This is a genomic window from Streptomyces herbicida, from assembly GCF_032656585.1.
Taxonomy (GTDB): Bacteria; Actinomycetota; Actinomycetes; order Streptomycetales; family Streptomycetaceae; genus Streptomyces; species Streptomyces herbicida.
In genome coordinates this window covers 136,605-161,414 of record NZ_JAUYWJ010000009.1, presented here as the reverse complement: position 1 = coordinate 161,414, position 24,810 = coordinate 136,605, and the positions used below count along the sequence as shown (strand labels likewise).

Genomic DNA, 24,810 nt, shown 5'->3' with positions numbered 1-24,810 from the left:
TCCCTTCCTGACCGACTCCTGGAACGGAACAGGAGTTCCCGGCGTCTGTCGGAAAGGGGGTTTGGGCAGGGTCCTGTCAGTTCTCCCGGACCCATGTCGCATCATGGACACAACAGATCGGAGCCTCGGGCTCCCACCGTCCGAGGAGAACAACACAAGCATGACCAGGCGTCATGGCTATGCCCTGCTCAGTGCCGTCGTCGCGCTGGTCCTGGCCCTGTGCGCCGCCATCTTCGTGACGGTCGCGGCCGACGACGGCATGCCGCGCCACGGCACCGGCGCGAGCCGCCCGCACCACGACTCCTCGGCCGCTCCCGCCTCCACCGGCACCTGGGTCGGCTCCTGGTCCACCTCCCCGGTCGGCGCCGAACCGGGCACCGAGACCGACGGACTGGCGGGGCGTTCGGTGCGCAACGTCGTGCACGCGAGCACCGGGGGTACGAGTGCCCGGATCACACTGTCCAATCTCTACGGCCAGTCGCCGCTGACCATCGGCCACGCCTCGATCGCGGTCGCGGCCGGCGACAACACCGCGGCGGCCACGGCACAGACGATGCGCCGGCTCACCTTCGGCGGCAGTCCCGACGTGGTCATACCGGCGGGCGGGCAGGTGCTGAGCGACGCCGTGCGCATCGCGATACCGCACGAGACGGACGTCCTGGTCACCACGTACTCCCCCACCCCGTCCGGGCCGGTCACCTACCACCCGCACGCCCGGCAGGTGTCGTTCCTCGCACAGGGCGACCACACGGAGGACCCGGACGGCGCCCCGTACACCGAACAGACGCCGTACTGGCGCTATCTGACGGCCCTCGACGTGCTGAGCAACGAGTCCGACGGCACGGTCGTCGTGCTCGGCGACTCGATCACCGACGGGATCACCTCCACCGAGGGCGCCAACCACCGCTGGACGGACGTCCTTTCGCAGCGGCTGCGCGCGGCGCTCGCGGGCGGCCGCCGGGACGTGCCCCGTTACAGCGTCGTCAACCAGGGCATCAGCGGCAACCAGGTGCTCGCGAACGGACTCGGGCGGCCCGCCGACAACCAGAGCGGCCTGGGCCGCTTCGGCCGGGACGCGCTCTCCCGTACGAACGTCAAGGTCGTCGTCATCGAGCTCGGCATCAACGACATCATCAGGAACCCGCAGCTCGCCGACCCCGACCGGATCACCGACGGCCTGCGCACCCTCGTCCGCCAGGCCCACGCCCGCGGCCTCAAGGTCATCGGCGCCACCCTGATGCCCTTCGAGGGCCACCACGGGTACTCGGCGGCCCGGGAGGCGGTACGGCAGCAGGTCAACGCCCGGATCCGGGCCGGGCAGGTCTACGACGCGGTGGTCGACTTCGACCAGGCCCTGCGTGACCCGTACAACCCGCGCAGGCTCCGACCCGACTACGACTCGGGCGACCATCTCCACCCCAGCGACGAGGGCTTCCGGAAGATGGCGGAGGTCTTCGACCTGCGGGAGCTGAAGGGTGCGGGTCAGGCGGAGCTGTAGCCGGTACGGCGGCCCCGCTCAGTAGTCCCCGTGCCTGCGCCGCCGCTCCTCACGGCGCTCCCGGTGGCGCTCGCGGCGCTCCTCGTGCCGCTCCCGGCGCTCCTCGTGGCGCTCCCGCAGCAGGTCGCGGTGACCATCGATCATCCGGCGGTGGGCTTCGTGGATGTCGTCCCGGAAGGAGCCCTCCAGCTCCCTGCGCGCCGACTTGCGGTCCAGCTTCTCCTGGCGGCGCTCCTCCTTCAGCCGCTGCCGCTCGGCCCGCGTCACCTTGCGCTCCACCCCGACCCCGCCCCAGAAGGCGAAGCCGCTCACGATCACCCGCGGGGCACCCGGCTCGCCCGGCTCGCCCTCCTCGCGGTGGTCGAAGCCGCCCATGATGCCGATGCCCCGCACGACGACCTCGACCCCCGGCGGGACGATGACCTGCACTCCGCCCATGATCGCGACGCAGTTGATCTCCACCTCGCGGTCCGCGAAGTCCGCCTCCCGCAGATCGATCTCGCCGCCACCCCAGAAGGCGAAGCAGTTGAACCGCTTCGGCATGGTCCAGCGTCCCTTGCGCTGGAAGCCGGACATGATGGCGACCGCCCCGGCGGACGAGCCCTCGCCGCCGGTGATCCGGCCGGCCCAACTCCCGCTCGCCCCGGAGTCCTTGTGCAGGGACACCACGGGAGGCGCCGCCACCTCCGGGCCCGGCAGGTCCCGGGTGATGGGCGCCAGTTCGCGGTAGGTCCGCGCGCTGTACGTCGCCTCCAGCCGCTCCTCGAACTCCTCCATGTCGAGCCGCCCCTCCGCGAGGGCGTCCCGCAGGACCTCGGCGACTCGTTCACGATCGGCGTCGGAGGCACGCAGTTCCGGGGCATCGTCGGTCATGGAGAGCAGCCTACGAGTTCCCCGCGCCGGGCACTATGCGGTGGCCTTGCCGGCGTACATCTTCGCGATGACCGCCTCGATGTCCGGCTCCCGCACCGACAGGTCCACCAGCGGATACTCCGCCGCCACCCGCGCCACCAACGGCGCCGCCGACTCGGACGCCGGGAAGGCCAGCCACTGCCGCGGGCCCTCCACCTTCACCACGCGCGCCGGCGGCACCTCGACGGGCGGCAGCTCCCGCTCCAGGTCCACCACCAGCGTCCGCTCGCTCGCCCCCACCTCGTGCAGCCCGGCGAGCGGACCGTCGTACATCAGCTTCCCGTGGTCGATGACCATCACCCGGGAGCAGAGCTGCTCGATGTCCTGGAGGTCGTGCGTGGTCAGCAGCACGGTGGTGCCGCGCTCGGTGTTCAACTCCCGCAGGAATCCGCGGACCTTGGCCTTGGAGATGACGTCCAGGCCGATCGTCGGCTCGTCGAGGTAGAGCACCTCGGGGTCGTGCAGCAGCGCCGCCGCGATGTCGCCGCGCATGCGCTGGCCGAGGGAGAGCTGGCGGACGGGGACGTCCAACAGGTCCGCGAGCTCGAGGAGTTCGACACAGCGGTCGAGGTTCTCGCGGTAACGCCGGTCCGGGATCCGGTACATGCGGTGCACCAGCCGGTAGGAGTCGATCAGCGGCAGGTCCCACCACAGCGTCGTCCGCTGCCCGAACACCACGCCGATGCGGTGTGCCAGGCGGGTGCGTTCGCGGGAGGGGTCGATGCCTGCCACGCGCAGACGGCCGCCGCTCGGGGTCAGGATGCCCGTGAGCATCTTGATCGTGGTCGACTTGCCCGCGCCGTTGGGGCCGATGTAGCCGACCATCTCACCGCGCGCCACGGTGAAGGAGATCGAGTCGACCGCCCGCACCTCCCGGCGCTCCCGCTTGAGGAAGCCGGTCTTCTTTCGTACGTCGAAGACCTTCTCGACGCGGTCGAGCGCGATGAAGTCCTCGATGAAGTCACTGTCCATGGGTTCCTCAGCTCCCCGTACTCCGATACGACCGAAGCCCCGCCCGCCATGCCGCTCCGGCCAGCGCGCAGCACCCCACCGCGACGAGCGGCGGCGCGAAGGCCGTCCACTGCGGCAGGTGCAGCGGATACGGCAGGCCCAGGACGTAGGTCGCGGGCAGCCAGTTGACGAAGGCCAGCGGCAGCACGAAGGTCACCCCGCGCACCAGGTCCTTCGCGAAGACGGTGGGCGGGTACTGCAGCAGCGTGGTGCCGCCGTAGGTGAACGCGTTCTGCACCTCGGACGCGTCCTGTGCCGCGAACTGGAAGGCCGCGCCGGCCACGAACACCGCGCTGAAGATCGCGGCGCCGCTGATCACCATCACCGGCATCAGCAGCAGCTTCAGCGGGGTCCACTCGATGTCGACGGTCGTCAGGGCGTAGCCGAGCACCAACGAGCCCTGGGTCACCCGGCCCAGGCGGCGCAGCGCGAACCGGTCCGCGGCCAGCTGCGCCAGCACCGGCGCCGGACGGACCAGGAGGGTGTCGAAGGTGCCGTCGCGCACCCGGCGCCCCAGCCGTTCCATCGAGCCGATCACCAGGTCGGCCAGCCCGAAGGCCGTGCTGGACAGGCCGTACAGGAAGGCGACTTCGGGCAGCGAGTAGCCGCCGAGCGCGTCCACGCGGGAGAACATCAGCAGGATCGCCACGAAGTCGAGGGCGGTCGCGGTGAAGTTGGCGACCGTCGTCATCACGAAGGAGGCCCGGTACGCCATCGTGGAGCGGATCCACATCGCGGCGATCATCCGGTAGGCGCGCATCCCGTTGGCGACCCGGTTGAGCTCAGCCACCCTGAACCACCACCCGCCGCGTCGCCATCGACTGCAGCAGCCGCCCGAGCGCGAGCAGCGCAGCCGCCCACACCGCCTGGAAGAGGAAGACGCCCCATGGATCGGCCTTCCCGAGCAGTACGTCGGCCGGGGCCTGCAGCAGCGAGGACCAGGGCAGGGTCCGTACGACCTCGCCGATCACGCCCGGGAAGACGTTCAGCGGCAGCACCAACCCGGAACAGAAGAAGCCCGTGATCCAGGCCGCCTGCGCCACCCCGGTGCCGTCCAGCAGCCAGAACGCGCTCAGCCCCACCAGGAAGCGGATCCCGAAGCCGACCACCATCGCCAGCAGGACGGCGACGAGGAAGGCGGCCCAGGTTCCCGCGTCCGAGGGCAGCGCCACCGGGAAGAACAGCGCACCGAAGACGAAGGGGATCACTCCCCGCCCCAGGAGTTGGAACAAGGCCCTGCCCAAGTCTGCGGACAACCACCACAGTTGCAGGTCGGCGGGGCGGTACAGGTCGATCGCGATGTCACCCGTACGAATGCGTTCCATGAGTTCGTCCTCGACGCCGCCACCCCCGATCGCCAGCGTCGACAGCAGCGCCTGCCCCAACCACACATAGGTGACCGCCTGCGCCTGGTCATACCCTCCCAGGTGGGGTTTCTGGTCCCACAGGGCGAGATAGGTGTAGACGAGGATCAGGCCGAAGACGGTGTTGGTGAACACCCCTGCCGCAGTGGCCGCCCGATACGTCGCGTACCGTCTGAAACCCCCTGCAGCGACGGCCCCGTACAACCGTCCCGCGCCCACGCCAGTCAACCTCCCGGACCGCCCGACACCGAAGCGCAGGAGCCTAGTCCGGGTCCGACGCGGCGTGCCACGCATTTTCCGTCCCGGACGCGTGCCGGAATCCGGGAACGGAACGCTTGGTGCGAGAGTCTTCATCCGGGGGCGCAGATGGCGTATGAGGGCGTACGGAAACGTACGAGGCGAAACAGGAGTCCGTGCACGACATGAGCGACGAGCCGCAGCCGCAGCAGCCGAACGAAGGCGGTGCGACGACGAAGCCGACGACGGCCGGAGAGCCCGCCGAGCAGGGGGGCACGCCGGCCGAGAAGGCCGGTACGGTCCCGAAGGCGCGGCCCGCGGAGCCCTCCGGGCCGGGAAACGTCGACACGAGCCGCCTCGCAAGGATCAAGGAGAACGCCCCGGCGGCCAAGGCCCCCGAAGCCGCGAAGCCCTCCGGGGCTGCGGGTGACGACCACGCGGGCGATACGGGAGGCGCCGAAGGTGGGGTGGGGTCGGCGAGCGCCGGAATCGCGGACACCACCCGGCTCACCCGGATCAAGGAGAACGCCCCGACCGCCCAGCCCGCGGCAACGGACGAGACCACCCGGCTCACGCCGATCAAGGACAACCCGCCGACCGCCAAGGCCCCCGGAACCGCGGGCAACGCAGGAGCCGCGGCGGGCGGCGCAGGCGCGGCGAACGCGGCAAGCCCCGGCATCGCCGACACCACCCGGCTCACCCGGATCAAGGAGAGCGCCCCGACCGCCCAGCCCGCGGCAACGGACGAGACCACGCGGCTCACGCCGATCAAGGACAACCCGCCGACCGCCAAGGCGCCCGGGTCCGCAGGCAACGTCGGCAACGCAGTGACCGCAGCGCGCGCAGGCGGCGCGGCAGGCGCAGCCGGCACCGCGCGCGTCGCGGGCGCGGCAGGCGCGGGCGGCGCCCCAGGCATGGCGCGCGGCGCGGGCGCGGCAGGAGCGGCCACCGCACGCACCGCCGCCAACCCCGCGAACGCGGCGAACGCGGCGAACGCACGGACCGCCGCCCCCTCCCGCCCGGCGGACGCCGGCACCCCCGTCGGCCCGGTGAACCCGGAGACCGCCGGCAAGGGCAAGAAGCCCAAGCGTCCCAAGCGCACCGGGTGGCGGCGGATCATCCCGACCTGGCGCATGGTGCTCGGTACCTTCCTCATCGGGGTGCTGCTGATCATCGGCCTGTTCTTCCTCGGCTATTCGATGGTGAAGATCCCGCCGGCCAACGCGCTCGCCACCAAGCAGAGCAATGTCTACCTGTACGCGGACGGCTCCCAACTGGCCCGTGACGGCGAGATCAACCGGGAGAACGTCACCCTCGCGCAGATCTCCAAGGACGCCCAGCACGCCGTACTGGCCGCCGAGGACCGGGACTTCTACACCGAGTCGGCCATCGACCCCAAGGCGATGATCCGCGCGGCCTGGAACACCGCGACCGGCAAGGGCAAGCAGTCCGGCTCGACGATCACCCAGCAGTACGTGAAGAACTACTACCTGGCCCAGGAACAGACGGTCACCCGTAAGGCCAAGGAGTTCTTCATCTCGATCAAGCTGGACCGCAACAAGTCGAAGGACGACATCCTCGAGGGCTACCTCAACACCAGCTACTTCGGCCGCAACGCCTACGGCATCCAGGCCGCCGCCCAGGCCTACTACGGCATGGACGCCACCGACCTGGACCCGGCCCGCGCCGCCTACCTCGCCGCGCTGGTCAACGCGCCCAGCGAGTACGACGTCGTCGCGCACCCGGAGAACAAGTCCGCGGCCGTGGCCCGCTGGAACTACGTCCTGGACGGCATGGTCACGAAGGGCTGGATCAGCGAGTCCAAGCGGGCCCGCATGAACTTCCCGATGCCGAAGGAACAGACCGTCTCCACCGGCCTGTCCGGGCAGCGCGGCTACATCGTGGACGCGATCAAGCACTACCTCACCACCAACAAGATCGTCGACCCGGACGCCCTGGAGGCCGGCGGCTACCGCATCACCACGACCCTGCAGAAGAACAAGCAGAACGCCTTCGTCAAGGCGGTCAACGACCAGCTGATGGACAAGCTGGACAAGAAGAACCGCAAGGTCGACAACTACGTCCGCGCGGGCGGCGCGTCCGTCGACCCGAAGACCGGCAAGGTCGTCGCGATGTACGGCGGCGTGGACTACGTGAAGCAGTACACCAACGGCGCGACCCGCGGCGACTTCCAGGTCGGCTCCACGTTCAAGCCCTTCGTGTTCACCTCGGCGGTGCAGAACGGCTCAACGACCCAGGACGGCCAGACGATCACGCCGAACACGTACTACGACGGCACCAACCAGCGGCCCGTACAGGGCTGGAGCGGTGGCGCGTACGCCCCCGAGAACGAGGACTCCAAGTCGTACGGCCAGATCACGGTGCGGCAGGCCACCAACCTGTCGGTCAACTCGGTGTACGCGCAGATGGCCGTCGACGTGGGCCCCGCCAAGGTCAAGAAGACCGCGGTCGACCTCGGCATCCCGTCCGACACCAAGGACCTGAACCCCTACCCGTCCATCGCCCTCGGCACGGCCACCGCCAGCGTGCTGGACATGGCGGAGGCGTACGCCACGCTCGCCAACCACGGCAAGCACGGCACGTACACGATGATCGAGAAGATCACCAAGGACGGCAAGGACGAGGTCAAGCTGCCCGGGGAGCAGACCAGGCAGGCCGTCAGCCGTGAGGCCGCCGACACCACGACGTCGATCCTGCAGAGCGTGGTCCAGACGGGCACCGCGACCGCCGCGCAGAACGCCGGCCGCCCCGCGGCGGGCAAGACCGGCACCGCGGAGGAGGACACGGCGGCCTGGTTCGCGGGCTACACGCCCGATCTGGCCACGGTCGTCTCCGTGATGGGCCAGGACCCGGTGACGGCCGCGCACAAGTCGCTGTACGGCGTGATGGGCCTGCCGCGCATCAACGGCGGCGGGGCGCCCACCGACATCTGGTCCCAGTACACGAAGACCGCCCTGAAGGGGAAGCCCGCGCGCGAGTTCGACCTCGAGCTGCAGCAGGGCGCCGAGGTCCAGGCGCCGAGCTCGCAGGCTCCGACCCAGCCCGGCACCACCGGCAGCCAGGACAACGGCGGCACCACCGACGGCGGCCAGGACCAGGGGCAGACCCAGGGCCAGACGCAGGGCCAGGACAACGGCGGCCCGACCGGGACCCCCACGGACGGCGGAACGACCACCGGCGGCGGCACCACGACCGACGGCGGGACGACGGGAGGCACGACCGACGGCGGGACGACCACCGACGGCGGCACGACCGGAACCACCACGGACGGCGGCACCACCACCGGCGGTACGAACGGCGGCACGAACGGGGGCACGAACGGCGGCACGAACGGCGGAACCCCGGGCGGCACGACGGGCACCGTTGCGGGCCCGCAGGGCGCGACGAGGAGGCAGTGACCGGTCGCTGACCCGTCAGTGACCGGAGGTCGCCTTCAGCCCCACGACGGCGACCAGCAGCAGACACACGAAGAAGATCCGGGCGGCGGTCGCCGGCTCCCCCAGCACCACCATGCCGAGCACCGCCGCTCCGGCGGCCCCTGTGCCCACCCACACGCCGTAGGCGGTACCGATGGGCAGGGACCGGGCGGCGTAGGACAGCAGCAGCATGCTGGCGACGATGCCGGCTCCGGTGAGGACGCTGGGGACGGGCCGGGTGAAGCCGTCGGTGTACTTCATTCCGATCGACCAGCCGACCTCGAGCAGACCGGCGACGACGAGCAGGACCCAGGCCATGGGGGCACCTCCGGGGCGTACGTGATGACGGACAGGGGTGCGTCGTCTTTGCGTACATCCATCCCGGTACGGCGCGTCTCGTCGGGTTTCCTTCGACGATAGCAAGGGAATACGAAGAGGGCTGGTGACCATGGTCACCAGCCCTCTTCGCCGTTGATTCAGAGGTGCACGCCCGTCAGAGGTACAGACCGGTGGAGTCCTCCGACCCCTCGAACCGGTCCGCCGCCACGGCGTGCAGATCGCGTTCACGCATGAGCACGTACGCGATGCCGCGTACCTCGACCTCGGCCCGGTCCTCCGGGTCGTACAGGACGCGGTCGCCCGGCTCCACCGTCCGTACGTTCTGCCCGACCGCTACCACCTCGGCCCAGGCCAGCCGCCGCCCGACCGCCGCCGTGGCGGGGATCAGGATGCCGCCGCCCGACCGCCGCTCGCCCTCACTGGTGTCCTGCCGCACGAGCACCCGGTCGTGCAGCATGCGGATGGGCAGCTTGTCGTGATGGGTGCTGGGGTCATTTCTGTTGGCGCTCACGCCTTCGAACCTACCTGCCTTTTACGCCTGCGTACGCGACCGGGTCAGCTCTTGCGGCGCCGGGTGCCGAGCGCGAGCAGCCCCACGACCCCGACGGCGAGGAGCGCGACCGGCACGATGCGCTCGATCCGGGGTGCGCCCTCCTCGTCCACGAACTGCGCCCGCACATCGCTCACCACGCGGTTGACCTGGATGTAGGCGCGGCCGAGGGTGTGATCGACGTTGGCGACGACCTTCGCCTTGGCATCGCCGACGATCGTCTTCGGATGCACCCGCACCCCGATCTCGTCCAGCGTCTCGGCCAGCACCTCGCGACGGCGCTTGATGTCCGCCTCGATCTGCGCCGGGGTTCTGGTGTCCGACGTCTCCGCCACCGTACGGCCTCCGAAGTCTTCGATGCTGTTCCGGACAGTCTGTCAGCTTCGCACGCCGCCGCACTGTCAGGACCCCCCGTTACTCTGGACCGATGAGCGAGCGACTCCAGCCCGGGGACGTGGCCCCCGACTTCACCCTGCCCGACGCCGACGGCAACGAGGTGTCCCTGGCCGACCACAAGGGCCGCAAGGTCATCGTGTACTTCTACCCCGCGGCCCTCACGCCCGGCTGCACCAAGCAGGCCTGCGACTTCACGGACAACCTGGAGGTCCTGGCCGGCGCGGGCTACGACGTGATCGGCATCTCCCCCGACAAGCCGGAGAAGCTGGCCAAGTTCCGCGAGAAGGAGTCCCTGAAGGTGACCCTCCTCGCCGACCCCGACAAGCAGGTCCTGGAGACCTACGGCGCGTTCGGCGAGAAGAAGCTGTACGGCAAGACGGTCGTCGGTGTCATCCGCTCCACGGTCGTCGTCGACGAGGAGGGCAAGGTCGAACGCGCCCTCTACAACGTGAAGGCGACAGGCCACGTGGCAAAGATCATCAAGGATCTGGGCATCTGACTGCGCTGCCCGGCCGCTAGCATGGCCGGGCAGCACCAGGCGGCCGTGGTGGAACTGGCAGTCACGCTGGGTTTAGGTCCCAGTGGGGTAACTCCCGTGAGGGTTCGAGTCCCTCCGGCCGCACCAACTCCTTACCGACCGAGCAACTCCCGTACCACGGGCACCAGAGCGCGGAACGCCCTGCCCCGGTGGCTGATGGCGTTCTTCTCCTCGGGGCTCAGCTCGGCGCACGTCCGCGACTCCCCCTCCGGCTGGAGGATCGGGTCGTACCCGAAGCCGTTGGTACCGGTGGGAGTGTGGCGCAGGGTTCCCGTCAACCGGCCCTCGACCACCCGCTCCGTCCCGTCCGGCAGTGCGAGAGCGGCGGCGCAGGCGAAGTGGGCACCCCGGTGTTCGTCGGCGATGTCCGAGAGCTGGGCCAGCAGAAGGTCCAGATTGGCCTTGTCGTCGCCGTGGCTGCCCGCCCAGCGGGCGGAGAAGATGCCGGGGGCGCCGCCCAGGACGTCCACGCAGAGGCCGGAGTCGTCGGCCACCGCCGGAAGACCGGTGGCCCGGGCCAGGGCATGGGCCTTGAGGAGGGCGTTCTCGGCGAACGTCACTCCCGTTTCCCTGACGTCGGGGACGTCGGGGAACGCGTCGGCTCCGACCAGCTCGTGCGGCAGGCCTGCTTCGGCGAGGATCGAGCGGAGTTCGGTGATCTTTCCGGCGTTGCGGGTGGCGAGGATCAGGCGGGTCATGGGGTTCAGTATCCCTGGCTCCACGACCTGCCCCACCGGTGCAGTCCCCTGGCGGTACGGGGTGCGGACCTCCGGTGCTACGGGGTGCAGACCTTGGTCAGTTCGCCCGCCGCGTCCGTGACCGGGCCGATGTCCGGGGTCTCGTCGCCGTTCTTGATCGCCTGACGGACGTTGTCGACCGCCTTGCGGAGGTCGTCGACCGCCTTGTTGACGTCGGCGTTGTCCGTCCTGTCGCCGATCTTGTCGAGGTTCCGCTGGATCGAGTTGAGGGACTCGTCGGTCTGCGTCGGGTCGTTGGCCGCGTTCTCCACCGCCTGCTGGAGGTCGGTCACGCTGTCCGCGATGGAGTCGGCGGTCTGGACGCAGTCCAGGGCCTTGTTGACGGCGTCGCAGCCGGTGGCGAGGCCCGCGGTGAGCGCTACGGCGGCCACGGTGGCGGCGATGGCGGTGATACGGCCTCGACGTCGGTGTCGGCTCGCGCCCATGGTGTTGGTCCCTCTCCCTCGATGGCCGAGCGCACGGCGGTGTGCCGTGCGCCCGTACCCATAGGGACGCCGGGGAGGCCGACCGGGTTGCCGTCCGCCCCCTCGTCTTTTGGGGATCCCTTTACTTCTTCTCCAGGGTCGCTTCCAGTGCCGAGCGCTGGATGGCCGCGAGTTCCGCGCAGCCGGTCACGGCCAGGTCGAGCAGGGCGTCGAGCTCCTCGCGGGCGAAGGGCTCGGCCTCGGCCGTGCCCTGGACCTCGACGAAGCGGCCGTCGCCGGTGCAGACGACGTTCATGTCGGTCTCGGCCTTCACGTCCTCGTCGTAGCAGAGGTCGAGGAGGGGGACCCCACCGACGATGCCGACCGAGACCGCGGAGACGGTGCCGGTCAGCGGCTGGCGGCCGGCCTTGATCAGCTTCTTGCCCTGGGCCCAGCCGACCGCGTCGGCCAGTGCCACATAGGCGCCGGTGATGGCCGCCGTGCGCGTGCCGCCGTCGGCCTGGAGGACGTCGCAGTCCAGGACGATGGTGTTCTCGCCGAGGGCCTTGTAGTCGATGACCGCCCTCAGGGAGCGGCCGATGAGACGGGAGATCTCATGCGTACGGCCGCCGATCCTGCCCTTGACGGACTCGCGGTCGCCGCGGGTGTTGGTGGCGCGGGGCAGCATGGCGTACTCCGCGGTGACCCAGCCCTCGCCACTGCCCTTGCGCCAGCGGGGGACGCCTTCGGTGACCGAGGCGGTGCAGAAGACCTTGGTGTCGCCGAAGGAGACGAGGACGGAGCCCTCGGCGTGCTTGCTCCAGCCACGTTCGATGGTGACCGGGCGGAGCTGATCGGGAGTGCGGCCGTCGATTCGAGACATGGCGACGAGCCTAGCCGCACATGAGGAAGGGGCCCCTCCCACGTCGGGAAGAGCCCCTGCCGGGGTGAGCGGGGAGGCTCACATCATGTCTTCGATCTCCGCGGCGATCGGGTCGGCGTCGGTGCCGATGACGACCTGGATGGCCGTGCCCATCTTCACGACGCCGTGGGCGCCGGCGGCCTTCAGAGCGGCCTCGTCGACCAGCGAGGGGTCGGAGACCTCGGTCCGCAGGCGGGTGATGCAGCCCTCGATCTCCTCGATGTTGTCGATGCCGCCGAGCCCGGCGACGATCTTCTCAGCCTTGGTGGCCATGATCCTTCTCCCTGATCCGAACCGCTTTGTCGCAGTAACCCACAGTTGGCCCATCTTCGCGAGCGGTCATGTCGTACGTACCGAATGATGGCGTTCACGACAGCGGAACCGTCCGCCAACTGGTCTACACCACCCCGGGGACGGTCGCCAAACCCGCCTGATCGCCGAGCGGCCCGGAGGACGCGCATGAGCGCCGACAGCAGCGCCGAAGGCACGGTCAGCCCCGGCCGCGCCCGCTGGAACACCCTGTTCCAGGGCCTGCAGAAGATGGGCCGCAGTCTGCAACTGCCGATCGCCGTGCTGCCGGCCGCGGGCCTCCTCATCGCGCTGAGCCAGCCCGGACTGCTGGGCAAGGACGGGCTCGGCTGGACACAGGTCTCGAAGGTGATGGCCGGCGCGGGCGGCGCGCTGCTGGACGGGTCCCTCGGTCTTCCGCTGCTGTTCTGCGTGGGCGTGGCGATCGGCATGGCCAAGAAGGCGGACGGCTCGACGGCGCTCGCGGCGGTGGCGGGCTTCCTCGTCTACTACGGCGTGCTGCACCAGTTCCCGGAGGACTGCGCCGAGGGTTCGAGGCCGGTGGCGACCGGCTGTCTGGTGAAGGACGGAACAGTGACCGCCTTCACGTACCAGAACCCGGGGGTCTTCGGCGGCATCGTCCTCGGCCTGACGGCGGCGTTCCTCTGGGCCCGCTTCCACCGCACCCGGCTCGTGGACTGGCTCGGCTTCTTCAACGGCCGCCGGCTCGTCCCGATCATCATGGCGTTCGCCGCCGTCGTCTTCGCGGTGCTGTGCCTGTGGATCTGGCCGCCGGTCGGCAACGGGCTGGAGAGCTTCAGCAACTGGCTGAGCGGTCTGGGCGCGTGGGGGTCGGGCATCTTCGGGGTCGCCAACCGCGGGCTGCTGGTGTTCGGACTCCACCAGTTCCTCAACGTGCCCATCTGGTTCCAGTTCGGCAGCTACACCAGGCCCGACGGCACGGTCGTGCACGGCGACATCAACATGTTCCTGGCGGGCGACCCGAACGCGGGCCAGTTCACCTCGGGGTTCTTCCCCATCATGATGTTCGCGCTCCCCGCCGCCGCACTGGCCATCACCCACTGCGCCAAGCCGCACCGCCGCAAGGAGGTCGGCGGCCTGATGCTCTCGGTGGCGCTGACCTCGTTCGTCACCGGCATCACGGAGCCCATCGAGTACTCCTTCCTGTTCGTCGCTCCCCTTCTCTACGCGGCGCACGCACTGCTCACCGGTGTCTCGATGGCGGTCACCTGGGGGCTCGGGGTGCACGACGGCTTCGCGTTTTCGGCGGGCCTCATCGACTACGTCATCAACTGGCACCTCGCGACCAAGCCGTGGGCGATCATCCCGATCGGCCTGTGCTTCGCCGCCGTCTACTACGCCGTGTTCCGCTTCGCGATCACGAAGTTCGATCTGAAGACACCAGGTCGCGAGCCGGAGGAGGAACTCGAGGACGTCACCAAGCTCTAGCCCGGCCGGTACCCAAATCGTTACGGGAATCGCGGGTTCCTTATGCCGCCTTCATCGTGCTACAACAGGTCTACACCACTGAGTGGTGTAGACCACCACCCGATGGAGGAACCATGAGCACCGCCACCGCGTCCTCGGCGGCTCCCGCAAAGAAGCGGGGATCAGGTCTGTTCCAGGGCCTGCAGAAGGTCGGCCGCAGTCTGCAGCTTCCGATCGCCGTGCTTCCGGCGGCGGGCATCCTGCTTCGGCTGGGCCAGCCCGACGTGTTCGGCAAGGACGGCCTCGGCTGGAACAAGGTCGCGGCGGTGTTCGCCACCGCCGGCGACGCCGTCTTCAGCAACCTGCCCCTGCTGTTCTGCGTGGGCATCGCCATCGGCTTCGCGAAGAAGGCCGACGGCTCCACGGCGCTGGCGGCGCTGGTCGGCTTCCTGGTCTACAAGAACGTGCTGACCGCGTTCCCGATCACCGAAGCGAAGATCACCAAGGGTGCGGACGTCGCCGCCACCTACAACGACCCCAAGGTCCTCGGCGGCATCGTGATGGGCCTGATAGCCGCGGTCACCTGGCAGCGCTTCCACCGCACCAAGCTCCCCGACTGGCTGGGCTTCTTCAACGGCCGCCGGCTGGTCCCGATCCTGATGGCCTTCATCGGCACCGGCGTCGGCGTGGTCTTCGGCCTGGTCTGGGAGCCCATCGGCAACGTCATCACCGACTTCGGCCAGTGGATGACCGGCCTCGGCGCCGTCGGCGCGGGCATCTTCGGCGCCATCAACCGTGCGCTGCTGCCGGTCGGTATGCACCAGTTCGTCAACACGGTGGCCTGGCAGGAGATCGGCTCGTTCAAGGACTCCTCCGGCACCGTCTGGCACGGTGACCTGCCGCGCTTCTTCCACGGCGACCCGACCGCCGGCCAGTTCATGACGGGCTTCTTCCCGATCATGATGTTCGCCCTCCCGGCCGCCGCGCTGGCGATCACCCACTGCGCCCGCCCCGAGCGCCGCAAGGCCGTCGGCGGCATGATGCTGTCGCTCGCGCTGACCTCGTTCGTCACCGGCATCACCGAGCCGATCGAGTTCGCGTTCATGTTCATCGCCCCGGTGCTCTACGTCATCCACGCGCTGCTCACCGCCCTCTCGATGGCGGTCACCTGGTCGCTGGGCGTGCACCACGGCTTCAGCTTCTCGGCCGGCGCGATCGACTACTTCCTCAACTGGGGCATGGCCACCAAGCCCTGGATGATCATCCCGATCGGCCTGGTCTTCGCCGCCATCTACTACACGGTCTTCCGCTTCGCCATCACCAAGTGGAACCTCCCCACCCCGGGCCGCGAACCCGAGGAGGAACTCGAGGACCTCACGAAGGCGTGAGATCCCGCACGGCATGACGAAGGCCCCGGAACCGAGCAGGTTCCGGGGCCTTCGTGCAGGTATGGGGGGTTCAGATCCGGTACGTCACCCTCGGCACCGCCAGCTCCACCGGACCGTCGAAGACCTCGCGGGCGTCGGCGAGGTTGACCATGGGGTCGGTCCACGGGGGGATGTGGGTGAGGACCAGGCGGCGGGCGCCCGCCCGGGCCGCCGTCTCACCCGCCTCGCGGCCGTTGAGGTGCAGGTCGGGGATGTTCTCCTTGCCGTACGTGAACGCGGCCTCGCACAGGAACAGGTCGGTGTCCCGGGCGAGCGCGTCGAGCGCCTCGGTGACGCCCGTGTCGCCGGAGTACGTCAGCGACGTCCCGCCGTGCTCGATACGGATGGCGTACGCCTCCACGGGGTGGCGGACCCGCTCGGTGTGCACCGTGAACGGACCGATGTCGAACGTCGACGGCTTGACCGTGTGGAAGTCGAAGACCTCGCTCATCGACGAAGCGGTGGGGGTGTCGGCGTAGGCGGTGGTCAGCCGGTGCTCCGTGCCCTCGGGTCCGTAGACGGGGATCGGGTCGCAACGGCCGCCTTCGTGGCGGTAGTAACGGGCCACGAAGTACGCGAGCATGTCGATGCAGTGATCGGCGTGCAGATGGCTCAGGAAGATCGCGTCGAGGTCGTAAAGACCGCAGTGGCGCTGCAGCTCGCCCAGGGCGCCGTTGCCCATGTCGAGGAGCAGCCGGAAGCCGTCGGCCTCGACGAGGTAGCTCGAACAGGCCGATTCCGCGGACGGGAACGACCCCGAGCAGCCGACGACGGTGAGCTTCATGAAGCAGAAACCTCCGTTGGCGGGAAATCCGGAAGTCCGGTGGACCGGAAGGAGAGGAAGGAAGTCGGGAAAGGGGCAGACGGGGGTCGTGCGGTTCGTCGAGCGTAAGGCGCAAAAGGGCCGGTCGCTCCTCCGCCAGGGGCCGTTGTGGGCGAACTCACCTGTGCTGTCACCGGTTCGGCTGGACCAGGGGGGCAATGGGCTTGAGAGAGGGCGCGCAATGGGGATCGCACGCCGGTAACGTCGTTCGTATGGACACGTCGTGGTGGCTTGCGCTGGTGGCAGTGGTGCTGCTCGCGCTGGTCGCCACGCTCGTCGACGGCTGGGGGCGGGGGCACCGTCCGGAGGGACGCAGAAAGCGGCCGCCGGGCCGCCCGGAAGGGCCCCGGGGCCGCGCGGAGCGGCCGCGGCCCGGGGACATCTGGTGGGCGAACGTTCCGTTCGAGAACGGTCCGGGCACCAAGGACCGGCCATGTCTGGTTCTCGCCGTGCGCGGCAAGCGGGCGACGGTCGCGAAGATCACCAGCAAGTACCACGACGAACGCTCCGGGGTCATTCCGCTCCCGCCCGGTTCCGTCGGCGACGCCCACGGCCGCCCGAGCTTCCTGGAGACCGACGAACTGCGCCAGGTCCCGGTGTGGGACTTCCGCCGCCGGGTGGGCGTGGTCGACCCGGTCCTGTGGGACCAGGTGCGGCACCTGGCGGGCTGAGGCCGGCCTCAGCGCACCTGGACGGTGACCGTCCACTCCTCGATGCCCTTGCAGGACACCCGACCGGGGCTCGCGCTCTCGGCGCAAAGCGGGCGGGACGAGGAGAGCTTCGCGGTTCCGGGGGCCACCGCGTCGTAGGCGGCGACGGCGTCGCCCGGCAGGATCACGATGCCCGGGTTGGCGGCCTTCAGCACGTCGCCGGTCACGGTGACCGGCTTCCAGGGCCGCTCCTTGGTTCCGTCCAGGGTGAGCCGGACCTGACCGCCCGCCGGCACACAGATGGTGCGGCCGTTGTCGGCGGCGGTGAGCTCGAAGTGGCGGGCACAGTCCACGGCGGTGGCGGTCGGGGACGGCGAACCGCTGGGGGACGGCGAACCGCTCGGGGGCGCAGTCGTGCTCGGGGATGGTGAGACCGTGCCGCCACTGCCCGCGGTCGTCCCCCCGCTCTGCGAGCCGCAGCCCATGAGAAGAAGGGTCGCTGCCGCGAGGGCGGCGACCGTCGTGCGGTGGAGCGTCGTACGGCGCATGGGGGGGACCGCCTTTCCGCCGGGACCGGACCTGGTGCAGATGTGACGTTCCACCTGCGCCCGCGGATCCCGGAAGGACCCCGGCCGAGTCGGACGGCCGGGGTCCCCCGCTCAGCGGAACGTGATCAGCTGGTCGTCACGGCGGTGTCGTCCACGACGAAGCTGGTCTGCAGCGAGGAGTCCTCGACCCCGCTGAACTTGATCGTGACCGACGAGCCCGCGAACGAGGACAGGTCGAAGGTCTTCTGGGAGTAGCCGGAGGCGGCGTTGAGGTTCGAGTACGTCGCCAGGGTCTTCGTACCGGCGGTCACCGTCAGCTTGTCGTACTGGGTGCTGCTGGTGGTCTCCGCCGTGTCGATGTGCAGGTAGAAGGTGAAGGACGCCTTGCAGCCCGCCGGGATGGCCACCGACTGGGACAGCGTGTCGGTGTGCGAGGAGCCGTAGCCGTCCAGCCAGGCCTTGTAGGAGCCGGCGTGCGCGGCCTCACCACTGTCGTTGGTGATGACACCGCTGGTCGCGGTCCAGGTGGTGTTGCCCGACTCGAAGCCCGGGTTGCCGAGCAGTTGCGCGGACGAGCAGGTGCCGCCGGAGGAGCCGACCGTCCAGGTGAAGGACGCCGAGCCGGAGGCGCCGGTGGAGTCGGACGCGGTGACGGTCACGTTGTACGTCCCCGCGGTGGACGCCGTACCGGAGATCAGGCCCGTCGAGCTGTTGACGGACAGGCCGGTGGGCAGCCCGGACGCGCTGTAGGTGAGGGTCGCGCCCGCGCTGTCGCTCGCCGATATCTGCAGGCTGACCGAGCTGCCAGTGGTGGTCGACTGGCTGCCGGGGTTGGTGACGGTCACCGTGTTGCCGCTGCTGCTGCCGGAGGAGAAGGCGGCGGTGCCGTTCGGGGTGCCCCAGCCGGTCGGGCCGTCGTAGCCGGTGCCCGCGGTGCAGAAGTACGAGGTCGAGCAGGAGCCGTTGTTGCCGCTGGTCACGTCGTACAGGTTGGCGGTGTGGGAGTAGGGGTACTTCGCCGGGTAGTCGGCGGAGCCCGGGGTGCCCGCTAGGGCGTAGACGCCGGCGATGATCGGGGCGGAGGCGCTGGTGCCGCCGTAGACCGCCCAGCCGGAGCCGCCATAGGTGTCGTAGACCGCCACGCCGGTGGCCGGGTCGGCGACCGCGGAGACGTCGGCCTCCATGCGCTTGGAGCAGCCGCTGTCGGTCTGCCAGCTCGGCTTCGGGTCGTAGGCGGAGCAGCCGGAGCCGGTGCCCTCGGTGGAGCTGGTCTTCCAGACCGACTCGGTCCAGCCGCGCGAGTTCGACGACGTGGACAGCGCGGTGCCGCCGACGGCGGTCACGTACTGGGAGGTCGCCGGGTACTCGGCACCGTAGGCGGAGTCGCCCGAGGAGACGGTGATCGCGACACCGGGGTGCTTGAAGTACTGGGTGTCCTCGCTGGTCTGGGTGGAGGACTCGTCACCGCCCCAGCTGTTGGAGACGAACTTGGCGCCGAGCGAGACGGCCTCGTTCTCGGCGATGCCGAGGTCCGTGTCGTTCGCGGAGTTGGCCTCGACCAGGATGATGTTGCAGTTGGGGCATACCGCGCTGACCATGTCGATGTCCAGCGCCTCTTCGCCGGCCCAGCCGGTGTCGTTCGTGGGCAGCGAGGTGGTCGAACCGGTCTGGCTGACCTGCTTGAAGCAGCCGTTGGCCTTGGTGCAGGCGGACAGGCCGTACGTCGAGCGGTAAGTGGCCAGGTCCGACTCGGCGTTGGGGTCGTTGTAGGCGTCGACGACGGCGACGGTCAGGCCGGAGCCGCCGGTCGAGGGCAGGTTGTAGGCGCTGTGCAGGTTGGCCGGGCTGAGGCCGGAGGGTGCGGCGGCGAGAGCCGCGGCCAGACTCTGCTTGATGTCGGTGCGGCGCTGGGCGAAGCAGGAAGCGTGGCCCGGCTTCGCGGTGGGGCACAGGTGCTTGGTCGGCACCTTCTGACCGGCCTTGCCGGTGGAGTGGAAGGTCTGGCGCTTCGGGTCGTTCAGGGCCTTCGCGTTCTGGGTGGCCCGAGGGGTGTGGGTGGGGGCCTGTGCCCCGGCCGTCGGTGCCGCGACGAATCCGGCGACGGTGAGGGCGAGGGCTGGAACGGCGACGGCCAGGAGTCTTCGCAGACTCCGGCGGCGCCTGCTCGGGCGTGAATCACGCATGGGGTACTGCCTCCATCGGTGGGGTCGAACTGGATGGGCAGGCCCGTGACGCGCGTAGCGGCGGGGATCGCGCAGCCATGAGCATGACACTCAGGGGAGTGCGCGAGGACCGTAGCTCCGGCGCGAGGGCCCGGGCAGTACCGCAGAGAGATCTTTGCCGCTCCATAGGCAGCGTTTAGCCCCCTCATGAGAGGGGGCTGGCGGCTGCTTGATGAGCCCTATGCCCAGAGCTGACCGTGGAGCGTCTCGATGGCCTCCTCCGTCGTGGCGGCCGTGTAGACGCCCGTCGAGAGGTACTTCCAGCCACCGTCGGCCACGATGAAGACGATGTCGGCGCTTTCGCCCGCCTTGACGGCCTTCTTGCCGACGCCGATCGCGGCGTGCAGCGCGGCGCCCGTCGAGACGCCCGCGAAGATGCCTTCCTGCTGGAGGAGTTCACGGGTACGGGTGACCGCGTCGGCCGAGCCGACCGAGAAGCGGGTGGTGAGGACGGAGGCGTCGTACAGCTCCGGTACGAAGCCCTCGTCGAGGTTGCGCAGGCCGTAGACCAGGTCGTCGTAGCGCGGCTCGGCGGCGACGATCTTCACGCCGGGCCTGTGCTCGCGCAGATACCGGCCGACGCCCATCAGGGTGCCGGTGGTGCCGAGGCCGGCCACGAAGTGGGTGATCGACGGCAGGTCGGCGAGGATCTCCGGGCCGGTCGTCGCGTAGTGGGCGCCGGCGTTGTCCGGGTTGCCGTACTGGTAGAGCATCACCCAGTCGGGGTGCTCGGCTGCCAGCTCCTTGGCCACACGCACGGCGGTGTTGGAGCCGCCCGCGGCCGGCGAGGAGATGATCTCGGCGCCCCACATGCCGAGCAGGTCCCGGCGCTCCTGCGAGGTGTTCTCCGGCATCACGCACACCATGCGGTAGCCCTTGAGCTTGGCCGCCATGGCCAGCGAGATACCGGTGTTGCCGGAGGTGGGCTCCAGGATGGTGCACCCGGGAGTCAGCCGGCCGTCCTTTTCCGCCTGCTCGACCATGTGCAGCGCGGGGCGGTCCTTGACCGAGCCCGTGGGGTTGCGGTCCTCCAGCTTGGCCCAGATCCGGACCTCGGGGGACGGCGACAGCCGCGGAAGGCGCACCAGAGGTGTGTTGCCCACCGCGGCCAGCGGGGAGTCATAGCGCATCGCTGATCAGCGGCCGATCAGACCATGCCGCCGGCGACGGCGGGGAGGATCGTCACCGTGTCGCCGTCGGACAGCTTGGTGTTGATGTTGTCGAGGAAGCGGACGTCCTCGTCGTTCAGGTAGACGTTGACGAAGCGGCGCAGCTTGCCTTCGTCGACGATGCGGGCCTGGATGCCCGTGTGCCGGGTCTCGAGGTCGGTGAACAGCTCGGCGAGGGTCTCACCGCTGCCCTCCACCGCCTTCTGACCGTCGGTGTACTGGCGGAGGATGGTGGGGATGCGGACCTCGATGGCCATGGTTGCGGGCTCCTGTCGGAAGTAGTCGGGGTGGGGGCACCCCCTGCTCGAGCGAAGCCGAGAGCTTGGGGGAGGGCGGGCGGCGGTGCGGGGGCGTATGCGTACGCGAGCAGACACGCCGCGGCTCACGGCCGTACGACGGCAGGGTTCGGCGTCAACAGATGGCGCTGGCGAGCCTGCACAGGTCGACGTGCAGCCGCGCCACGAGCAGCATGCCCGGCGTCTTGTCGCTCACGTCGTGGAGAACCATGGGCTCATCGTATCGATTCCCGGTCCGGATCCCGGAGTGTGATCTCGCATCGTGGATGAATTCTGACCGAACTGCGGGATGGCCCCGTCAGTACGCCTCCACGACCTTGACCTCCTCCTCCGTCACCTCGCCGTCCTGGATGCGGAAGGAGCGGAACTGGAACTCGCCGAGGCCGTCGGTGTCCGCCGTGGAGACCAGGACGTAGTGGGCACCGGGCTCGTTGGCGTAGGAGATGTCGGTGCGGGACGGGTACGCCTCGGTCGCGGTGTGGGAGTGGTAGATGACCACCGGCTCCTCGTCCCGGTCGTCCAGCTCTCGGTAGAGCTTGAGCAGGTCGCCCGAATCGAACTCGTAGAAGGTGGGCGACATGGCCGCGTTCAGCATCGGAATGAAGCGCTCGGGGCGGTCCGAGCCCGCCGGGCCCGCGACGACGCCGCACGCCTCGTCGGGGTGGTCCTTGCGGGCGTGGGCGACGATCCGGTCGTAGAGGGCCTGGGTGATGGTCAGCATGTCGGTCAGGATAAGCAGAGGGCCGTCCCGTACCGAAGACTGGTACAGGACGGCCCATATGCCGGACGCCCTGAGCGGCGGCCGCAGGGGGTGCCACGAGTACTCCCCGCGACCGGACGTCCTCGGGTGAGGTCAGCCGACCTTCTCGAGCTCCGGCTCGCGGCGCTCGGTGACCTGCGGGTTGCGGGCCTTGAGCACGGCCCAGCCGACACCGAGGGCGGCGGCCCAGCCGGCCATCACGTACAGGCAGACGCGGGAGTCGGCGTCGTACGCGATCAGGCCCGTGACGAAGAGCAGGAACACGATGGCGATCCAGCTGCACACCGCGCCGCCCGGCGCCGGGAAGGCGGAGGCGGGCAGCCGGCCCGCGACGACCGCGCGGCGGTAGATGACGTGGCTGATCAGGATCATCAGCCAGGTCCAGATGCCGGCCGCGGTGGCGACGGAGGTGACGTAGCCGAACGCCTTCTCCGGGACGATGTAGTTGAGGACCACACCGATGCCCATGAAGAGCACCGAGACGGTGATGCCGAAGGCGGGCGTCTTGGTGGACGACAGCTTGCTGAAGCCCTTCGGGGCCTCGCCGTTGTCGGCCAGGGTGCGCAGCATGCGGCCCGTGGAGTACATGCCGGAGTTGCAGGACGAAAGGGCCGCGGTCAGCACCACGAAGTTGACGATGCCGGCGCCGGCCGGGATGCCGATCTTGGCGAAGGCGGCGACGAAGGGGCTCACGCCGGGAGCGAACTCGGTCCACTTGACCACGCACAGGATGACCGTGAGGGCACCCACGTAGAACAGCGCGATTCGCCAGGGCAGGGTGTTGATCGCCTTGGGGAGGGTCTTCTCCGGGTCCTCGGACTCGCCGGCCGTGACGCCGACCAGCTCGACGGCGAGGTAGGCGAACATGACGCCCTGCAGGGTCATCAGGGACGAGCCGATGCCCTTGGGGAAGAAGCCGTCGAACTGCCAGAGGTTGGAGACCGCGGCGGTGTCACCGGCGGAGCTGAAGCCGAAGGTCAGCACGCCCAGGCCGATCACGATCATGCCGATGAGGGCGGTGACCTTGACCATCGAGAACCAGAACTCCAGCTCGCCGAAGAGCTTCACGGAGATCAGATTGACCCCGAAGAGGACCACCAGGAAGACCAGGGCGGTCACCCACTGCGGGACGGCCGGGAACCAGTAGTTGACGTAGATCGCGGCGGCGGTCAGCTCGGCCATGCCGGTCACGACCCACATCAGCCAGTACGTCCAGCCGGTGAAGTAGCCGAAGAAGGGGCCGAGGAACTCGCGGGAGTACTCCGCGAAGGAGCCCGAGACCGGGCGGTACAGCAGGAGCTCGCCGAGCGCCCGCATGATGAAGAAGACGATGGCGCCCGCGAGGGCGTACATCAGGATGAGGCTGGGACCGGCCTTGGCGATGTTCGCCCCGGCTCCCAGGAACAGGCCGACGCCGATGGCGCCGCCGATGGCGATCATCTGGACCTGACGGCTGCCGAGTCCGCGCTCGTATCCCTCTTCGGAGCTCTTCTCCGTGTCGACCTGAGCGGAGGTCATGTGTCGTGTGCGCCTTTCTCCATGCCGACCCGGGCCTCTTGTCGGCCTCGGATCGGGTTTCGATCCCCCCGGATTGATGGAGCTGGGCCGACTTCGCGGGCCTGCCCGTGCCTGGCCGGCGGTCGCCGGCTCGGTGGCGCACCCGGCCGAACATGGGTGGTGTTCGCCGGGCGGTCGTGAAGATTTATCACGGCCGCAACAATGATCGACTGCACCCGCTGTGGCGCACGACACAGGAAGAACCGGACAAAGAGCACCCAGAGGGCGCATATCAGGCCGGAGTGGTAACGGGATCGTTATCCGGATTTGAGCGTCCTCTGAGCGAACGCGAAACCGGTGTGAATCAGGCCATAAGGGTGGCGACCAGAGTCTCCTGGAGTCCGCCCAGCCACAGATACGCCATCACCATCGGCTTGCGCGGGTCCTCGTCGGGGAGCCGGTAGAGCAGATCGGTGTCGTCCTCGTCCGTGATCTCCAGCCGGGAGCCGATCGCCAGACGCAGGTCATTGAGGGCGCCCAGCCACTGCCGGGACTCCGCCGGGGAGAGCTTGAGGACCGCCCCCTCCTCCCCCACCGGGGCGAGCGCGTCCAGCGAGCCGATCACCGCGAGCGCGCTCTCCCGCTTGCCGGCCCGCAGGTCGTTCTCGGTGTAGCGGCGGAACTCCGCGGAGTGGGCCCGTTGCTCCTCGGCATCCTCCGGCGAGTCCGGGGCCTGCTCGGGATCGCAGTAGGCGTCCGGGAAGAGCCTGCGCAGCACCGGGTCGGCGGGCGGCTCGCTCGGGCCCTCGGCGAACAGTTCGGCGAGCGGGTCCTCGGGGGCGTCCCCGCCGGGGCCGGGGCCGATGAGCTCCAGGAGCTGGATGGCCAGCGACCGGATGATGGAGATCTCGACGTCGTCGAGCGCGACGGCCGCGCCGCCGCCGGGGAGCGGTTCGAAGGTTCCGGGCATGGAGGAGATTCGCTACTTCCGGTCCTGCTGGAGGGTGGCCCACAGGCCGTAACCGTGCATCGCCTGCACGTCGCGTTCCATCTCCTCGCGACTGCCGCTGGAGACGACCGCCCGGCCCTTGTGGTGAACGTCGAGCATGAGCTTGGTTGCCTTGTCCTTCGTGTACCCGAAATACGTCTGGAAGACATAGGTCACGTAGCTCATGAGGTTGACCGGGTCGTTGTGGACGATCGTGACCCAGGGGACGTCGGGCTCGGGTACGGCGAAGGCCTCTTCCGCCGATTCGATGCGTTCGATCTCTACGGGAGCGGGTGACGTCACATGGCCCATGCTGCCACGCTCCGC

Annotated in this window: 27 protein-coding genes, 1 tRNA gene and 1 riboswitch; of the genes, 7 read left to right on the top strand and 21 right to left on the bottom strand. The window is 69.5% G+C overall.

Annotated features, from left to right (window positions below; all coding sequences use genetic code 11):
* The first annotated feature begins 160 nt into the window (after positions 1–160).
* A complete protein-coding gene (locus tag Q8A52_RS20285; RefSeq protein WP_316754076.1) occupies positions 161–1,498 on the top strand; it encodes an SGNH/GDSL hydrolase family protein in 1,338 nt (445 codons plus the stop codon).
* An 18-nt stretch (positions 1,499–1,516) separates the two neighbouring features.
* Here Q8A52_RS20285 and Q8A52_RS20280 read toward each other — a convergent pair whose 3' ends face one another.
* Genes Q8A52_RS20280 through Q8A52_RS20265 form a run of 4 tightly spaced genes read right to left on the bottom strand, consistent with a single transcriptional unit; the run spans position 1,517 to position 5,004 of the window.
* A complete protein-coding gene (locus Q8A52_RS20280) occupies positions 1,517–2,371 on the bottom strand; it encodes a DUF1707 SHOCT-like domain-containing protein (protein WP_316754075.1) in 855 nt (284 codons plus the stop codon).
* Positions 2,372–2,404: 33 nt separating this feature from the next.
* Positions 2,405–3,382 carry an ABC transporter ATP-binding protein gene (locus Q8A52_RS20275; protein ID WP_316754074.1) on the bottom strand — a complete coding sequence of 326 codons (978 nt, stop codon included), beginning with the start codon at positions 3,380–3,382 and terminating at the stop codon, positions 2,405–2,407.
* A gap of 7 nt (positions 3,383–3,389) precedes the next feature.
* The gene (locus tag Q8A52_RS20270; protein ID WP_408649220.1) at positions 3,390–4,211 is read right to left on the bottom strand and encodes an ABC transporter permease; all 822 of its coding nucleotides are present in this window, start codon (positions 4,209–4,211) and stop codon (positions 3,390–3,392) included.
* Complete coding sequence (locus Q8A52_RS20265; RefSeq protein ID WP_316754073.1) at positions 4,204–5,004, bottom strand: ABC transporter permease; 801 nt, start codon at positions 5,002–5,004, stop codon at positions 4,204–4,206. The genes Q8A52_RS20270 and Q8A52_RS20265 overlap by 8 nt, the downstream gene beginning before the upstream one ends.
* Before the next feature lie 785 nt (positions 5,005–5,789).
* On the opposite strand from Q8A52_RS20265, the gene Q8A52_RS20260 reads away from it, so the two are divergent.
* Positions 5,790–8,441, top strand: coding sequence for a transglycosylase domain-containing protein (locus Q8A52_RS20260; protein ID WP_408649227.1), 2,652 nt, complete (start codon positions 5,790–5,792; stop codon positions 8,439–8,441).
* 15 nt (positions 8,442–8,456) lie between these two features.
* Here Q8A52_RS20260 and Q8A52_RS20255 read toward each other — a convergent pair whose 3' ends face one another.
* The 3 genes from Q8A52_RS20255 to Q8A52_RS20245 all read right to left on the bottom strand — a co-directional run bounded on the left by Q8A52_RS20255 (position 8,457) and on the right by Q8A52_RS20245 (position 9,683).
* A complete protein-coding gene (locus tag Q8A52_RS20255; RefSeq protein WP_316754072.1) occupies positions 8,457–8,777 on the bottom strand; it encodes a DMT family transporter in 321 nt (106 codons plus the stop codon).
* Positions 8,778–8,813: 36 nt separating this feature from the next.
* Positions 8,814–8,890: riboswitch (guanidine-III (ykkC-III) riboswitch) on the bottom strand.
* 62 nt (positions 8,891–8,952) lie between these two features.
* On the bottom strand, positions 8,953–9,255 hold the full coding sequence (locus Q8A52_RS20250; protein ID WP_202425017.1) for a GroES family chaperonin: 303 nt from the start codon (positions 9,253–9,255) through the stop codon (positions 8,953–8,955).
* A 98-nt stretch (positions 9,256–9,353) separates the two neighbouring features.
* The gene (locus tag Q8A52_RS20245; RefSeq protein WP_316754070.1) at positions 9,354–9,683 is read right to left on the bottom strand and encodes a DUF3618 domain-containing protein; all 330 of its coding nucleotides are present in this window, start codon (positions 9,681–9,683) and stop codon (positions 9,354–9,356) included.
* 92 nt (positions 9,684–9,775) lie between these two features.
* Here Q8A52_RS20245 and bcp point away from each other — a divergent pair, with 92 nt between their 5' ends.
* On the top strand, positions 9,776–10,243 hold the full coding sequence (gene bcp / locus Q8A52_RS20240) for a thioredoxin-dependent thiol peroxidase (protein WP_316754069.1): 468 nt from the start codon (positions 9,776–9,778) through the stop codon (positions 10,241–10,243).
* A 39-nt stretch (positions 10,244–10,282) separates the two neighbouring features.
* A tRNA-Leu gene (locus tag Q8A52_RS20235) sits at positions 10,283–10,369 on the top strand.
* A gap of 5 nt (positions 10,370–10,374) precedes the next feature.
* On the opposite strand, the gene rdgB is transcribed toward Q8A52_RS20235, so the two are convergent.
* The 4 genes from rdgB to Q8A52_RS20215 all read right to left on the bottom strand — a co-directional run bounded on the left by rdgB (position 10,375) and on the right by Q8A52_RS20215 (position 12,639).
* Entirely contained in the window at positions 10,375–10,980 is a 606-nt protein-coding gene (gene rdgB / locus Q8A52_RS20230; RefSeq protein WP_316754068.1) for an RdgB/HAM1 family non-canonical purine NTP pyrophosphatase, read from the bottom strand.
* A gap of 77 nt (positions 10,981–11,057) precedes the next feature.
* Positions 11,058–11,465, bottom strand: coding sequence for a hypothetical protein (locus Q8A52_RS20225; protein WP_316754067.1), 408 nt, complete (start codon positions 11,463–11,465; stop codon positions 11,058–11,060).
* A 121-nt stretch (positions 11,466–11,586) separates the two neighbouring features.
* The gene (rph, locus tag Q8A52_RS20220; RefSeq protein ID WP_316754066.1) at positions 11,587–12,327 is read right to left on the bottom strand and encodes a ribonuclease PH; all 741 of its coding nucleotides are present in this window, start codon (positions 12,325–12,327) and stop codon (positions 11,587–11,589) included.
* 78 nt (positions 12,328–12,405) lie between these two features.
* The gene (locus Q8A52_RS20215; protein WP_263209201.1) at positions 12,406–12,639 is read right to left on the bottom strand and encodes a PTS glucose/sucrose transporter subunit IIB; all 234 of its coding nucleotides are present in this window, start codon (positions 12,637–12,639) and stop codon (positions 12,406–12,408) included.
* A gap of 186 nt (positions 12,640–12,825) precedes the next feature.
* Here Q8A52_RS20215 and Q8A52_RS20210 point away from each other — a divergent pair, with 186 nt between their 5' ends.
* Entirely contained in the window at positions 12,826–14,124 is a 1,299-nt protein-coding gene (locus Q8A52_RS20210) for a PTS transporter subunit EIIC (protein ID WP_316754065.1), read from the top strand.
* Positions 14,125–14,237: 113 nt separating this feature from the next.
* A complete protein-coding gene (locus Q8A52_RS20205; protein WP_316754064.1) occupies positions 14,238–15,491 on the top strand; it encodes a PTS transporter subunit EIIC in 1,254 nt (417 codons plus the stop codon).
* 70 nt (positions 15,492–15,561) lie between these two features.
* On the opposite strand, the gene Q8A52_RS20200 is transcribed toward Q8A52_RS20205, so the two are convergent.
* On the bottom strand, positions 15,562–16,314 hold the full coding sequence (locus tag Q8A52_RS20200) for an MBL fold metallo-hydrolase (protein ID WP_316754063.1): 753 nt from the start codon (positions 16,312–16,314) through the stop codon (positions 15,562–15,564).
* A gap of 251 nt (positions 16,315–16,565) precedes the next feature.
* Between Q8A52_RS20200 and Q8A52_RS20195 the strand changes: the two genes are divergently transcribed.
* Positions 16,566–17,024: a type II toxin-antitoxin system PemK/MazF family toxin gene (locus tag Q8A52_RS20195; RefSeq protein ID WP_316754062.1), complete on the top strand. Its 459-nt coding sequence runs from the start codon at positions 16,566–16,568 to the stop codon at positions 17,022–17,024.
* A gap of 8 nt (positions 17,025–17,032) precedes the next feature.
* Here Q8A52_RS20195 and Q8A52_RS20190 read toward each other — a convergent pair whose 3' ends face one another.
* The 9 genes from Q8A52_RS20190 to clpS form a co-directional block, all read right to left on the bottom strand.
* Complete coding sequence (locus tag Q8A52_RS20190) at positions 17,033–17,551, bottom strand: hypothetical protein (protein ID WP_316754061.1); 519 nt, start codon at positions 17,549–17,551, stop codon at positions 17,033–17,035.
* Between the two features lie 125 nt (positions 17,552–17,676).
* Positions 17,677–19,734: a putative Ig domain-containing protein gene (locus Q8A52_RS20185; RefSeq protein WP_316754060.1), complete on the bottom strand. Its 2,058-nt coding sequence runs from the start codon at positions 19,732–19,734 to the stop codon at positions 17,677–17,679.
* A 218-nt stretch (positions 19,735–19,952) separates the two neighbouring features.
* Entirely contained in the window at positions 19,953–20,903 is a 951-nt protein-coding gene (locus Q8A52_RS20180; protein WP_316754059.1) for a PLP-dependent cysteine synthase family protein, read from the bottom strand.
* Between the two features lie 17 nt (positions 20,904–20,920).
* Positions 20,921–21,199 (bottom strand): MoaD/ThiS family protein, encoded by a 279-nt coding sequence (locus Q8A52_RS20175; protein WP_316754058.1) that lies wholly within the window; start codon positions 21,197–21,199, stop codon positions 20,921–20,923.
* Between the two features lie 154 nt (positions 21,200–21,353).
* Positions 21,354–21,449 (bottom strand): putative leader peptide, encoded by a 96-nt coding sequence (locus Q8A52_RS20170; RefSeq protein ID WP_316754057.1) that lies wholly within the window; start codon positions 21,447–21,449, stop codon positions 21,354–21,356.
* An 87-nt stretch (positions 21,450–21,536) separates the two neighbouring features.
* Entirely contained in the window at positions 21,537–21,959 is a 423-nt protein-coding gene (locus Q8A52_RS20165) for a M67 family metallopeptidase (protein WP_316754056.1), read from the bottom strand.
* Positions 21,960–22,091: 132 nt separating this feature from the next.
* Positions 22,092–23,516 carry an amino acid permease gene (locus Q8A52_RS20160; protein WP_316754055.1) on the bottom strand — a complete coding sequence of 475 codons (1,425 nt, stop codon included), beginning with the start codon at positions 23,514–23,516 and terminating at the stop codon, positions 22,092–22,094.
* 343 nt (positions 23,517–23,859) lie between these two features.
* On the bottom strand, positions 23,860–24,465 hold the full coding sequence (locus Q8A52_RS20155) for a DUF2017 domain-containing protein (RefSeq protein ID WP_316754054.1): 606 nt from the start codon (positions 24,463–24,465) through the stop codon (positions 23,860–23,862).
* 12 nt (positions 24,466–24,477) lie between these two features.
* Positions 24,478–24,795, bottom strand: a complete 318-nt coding sequence (gene clpS / locus Q8A52_RS20150; RefSeq protein WP_316754053.1) for an ATP-dependent Clp protease adapter ClpS — start codon at positions 24,793–24,795, stop codon at positions 24,478–24,480.
* Positions 24,796–24,810 lie beyond the last annotated feature (15 nt).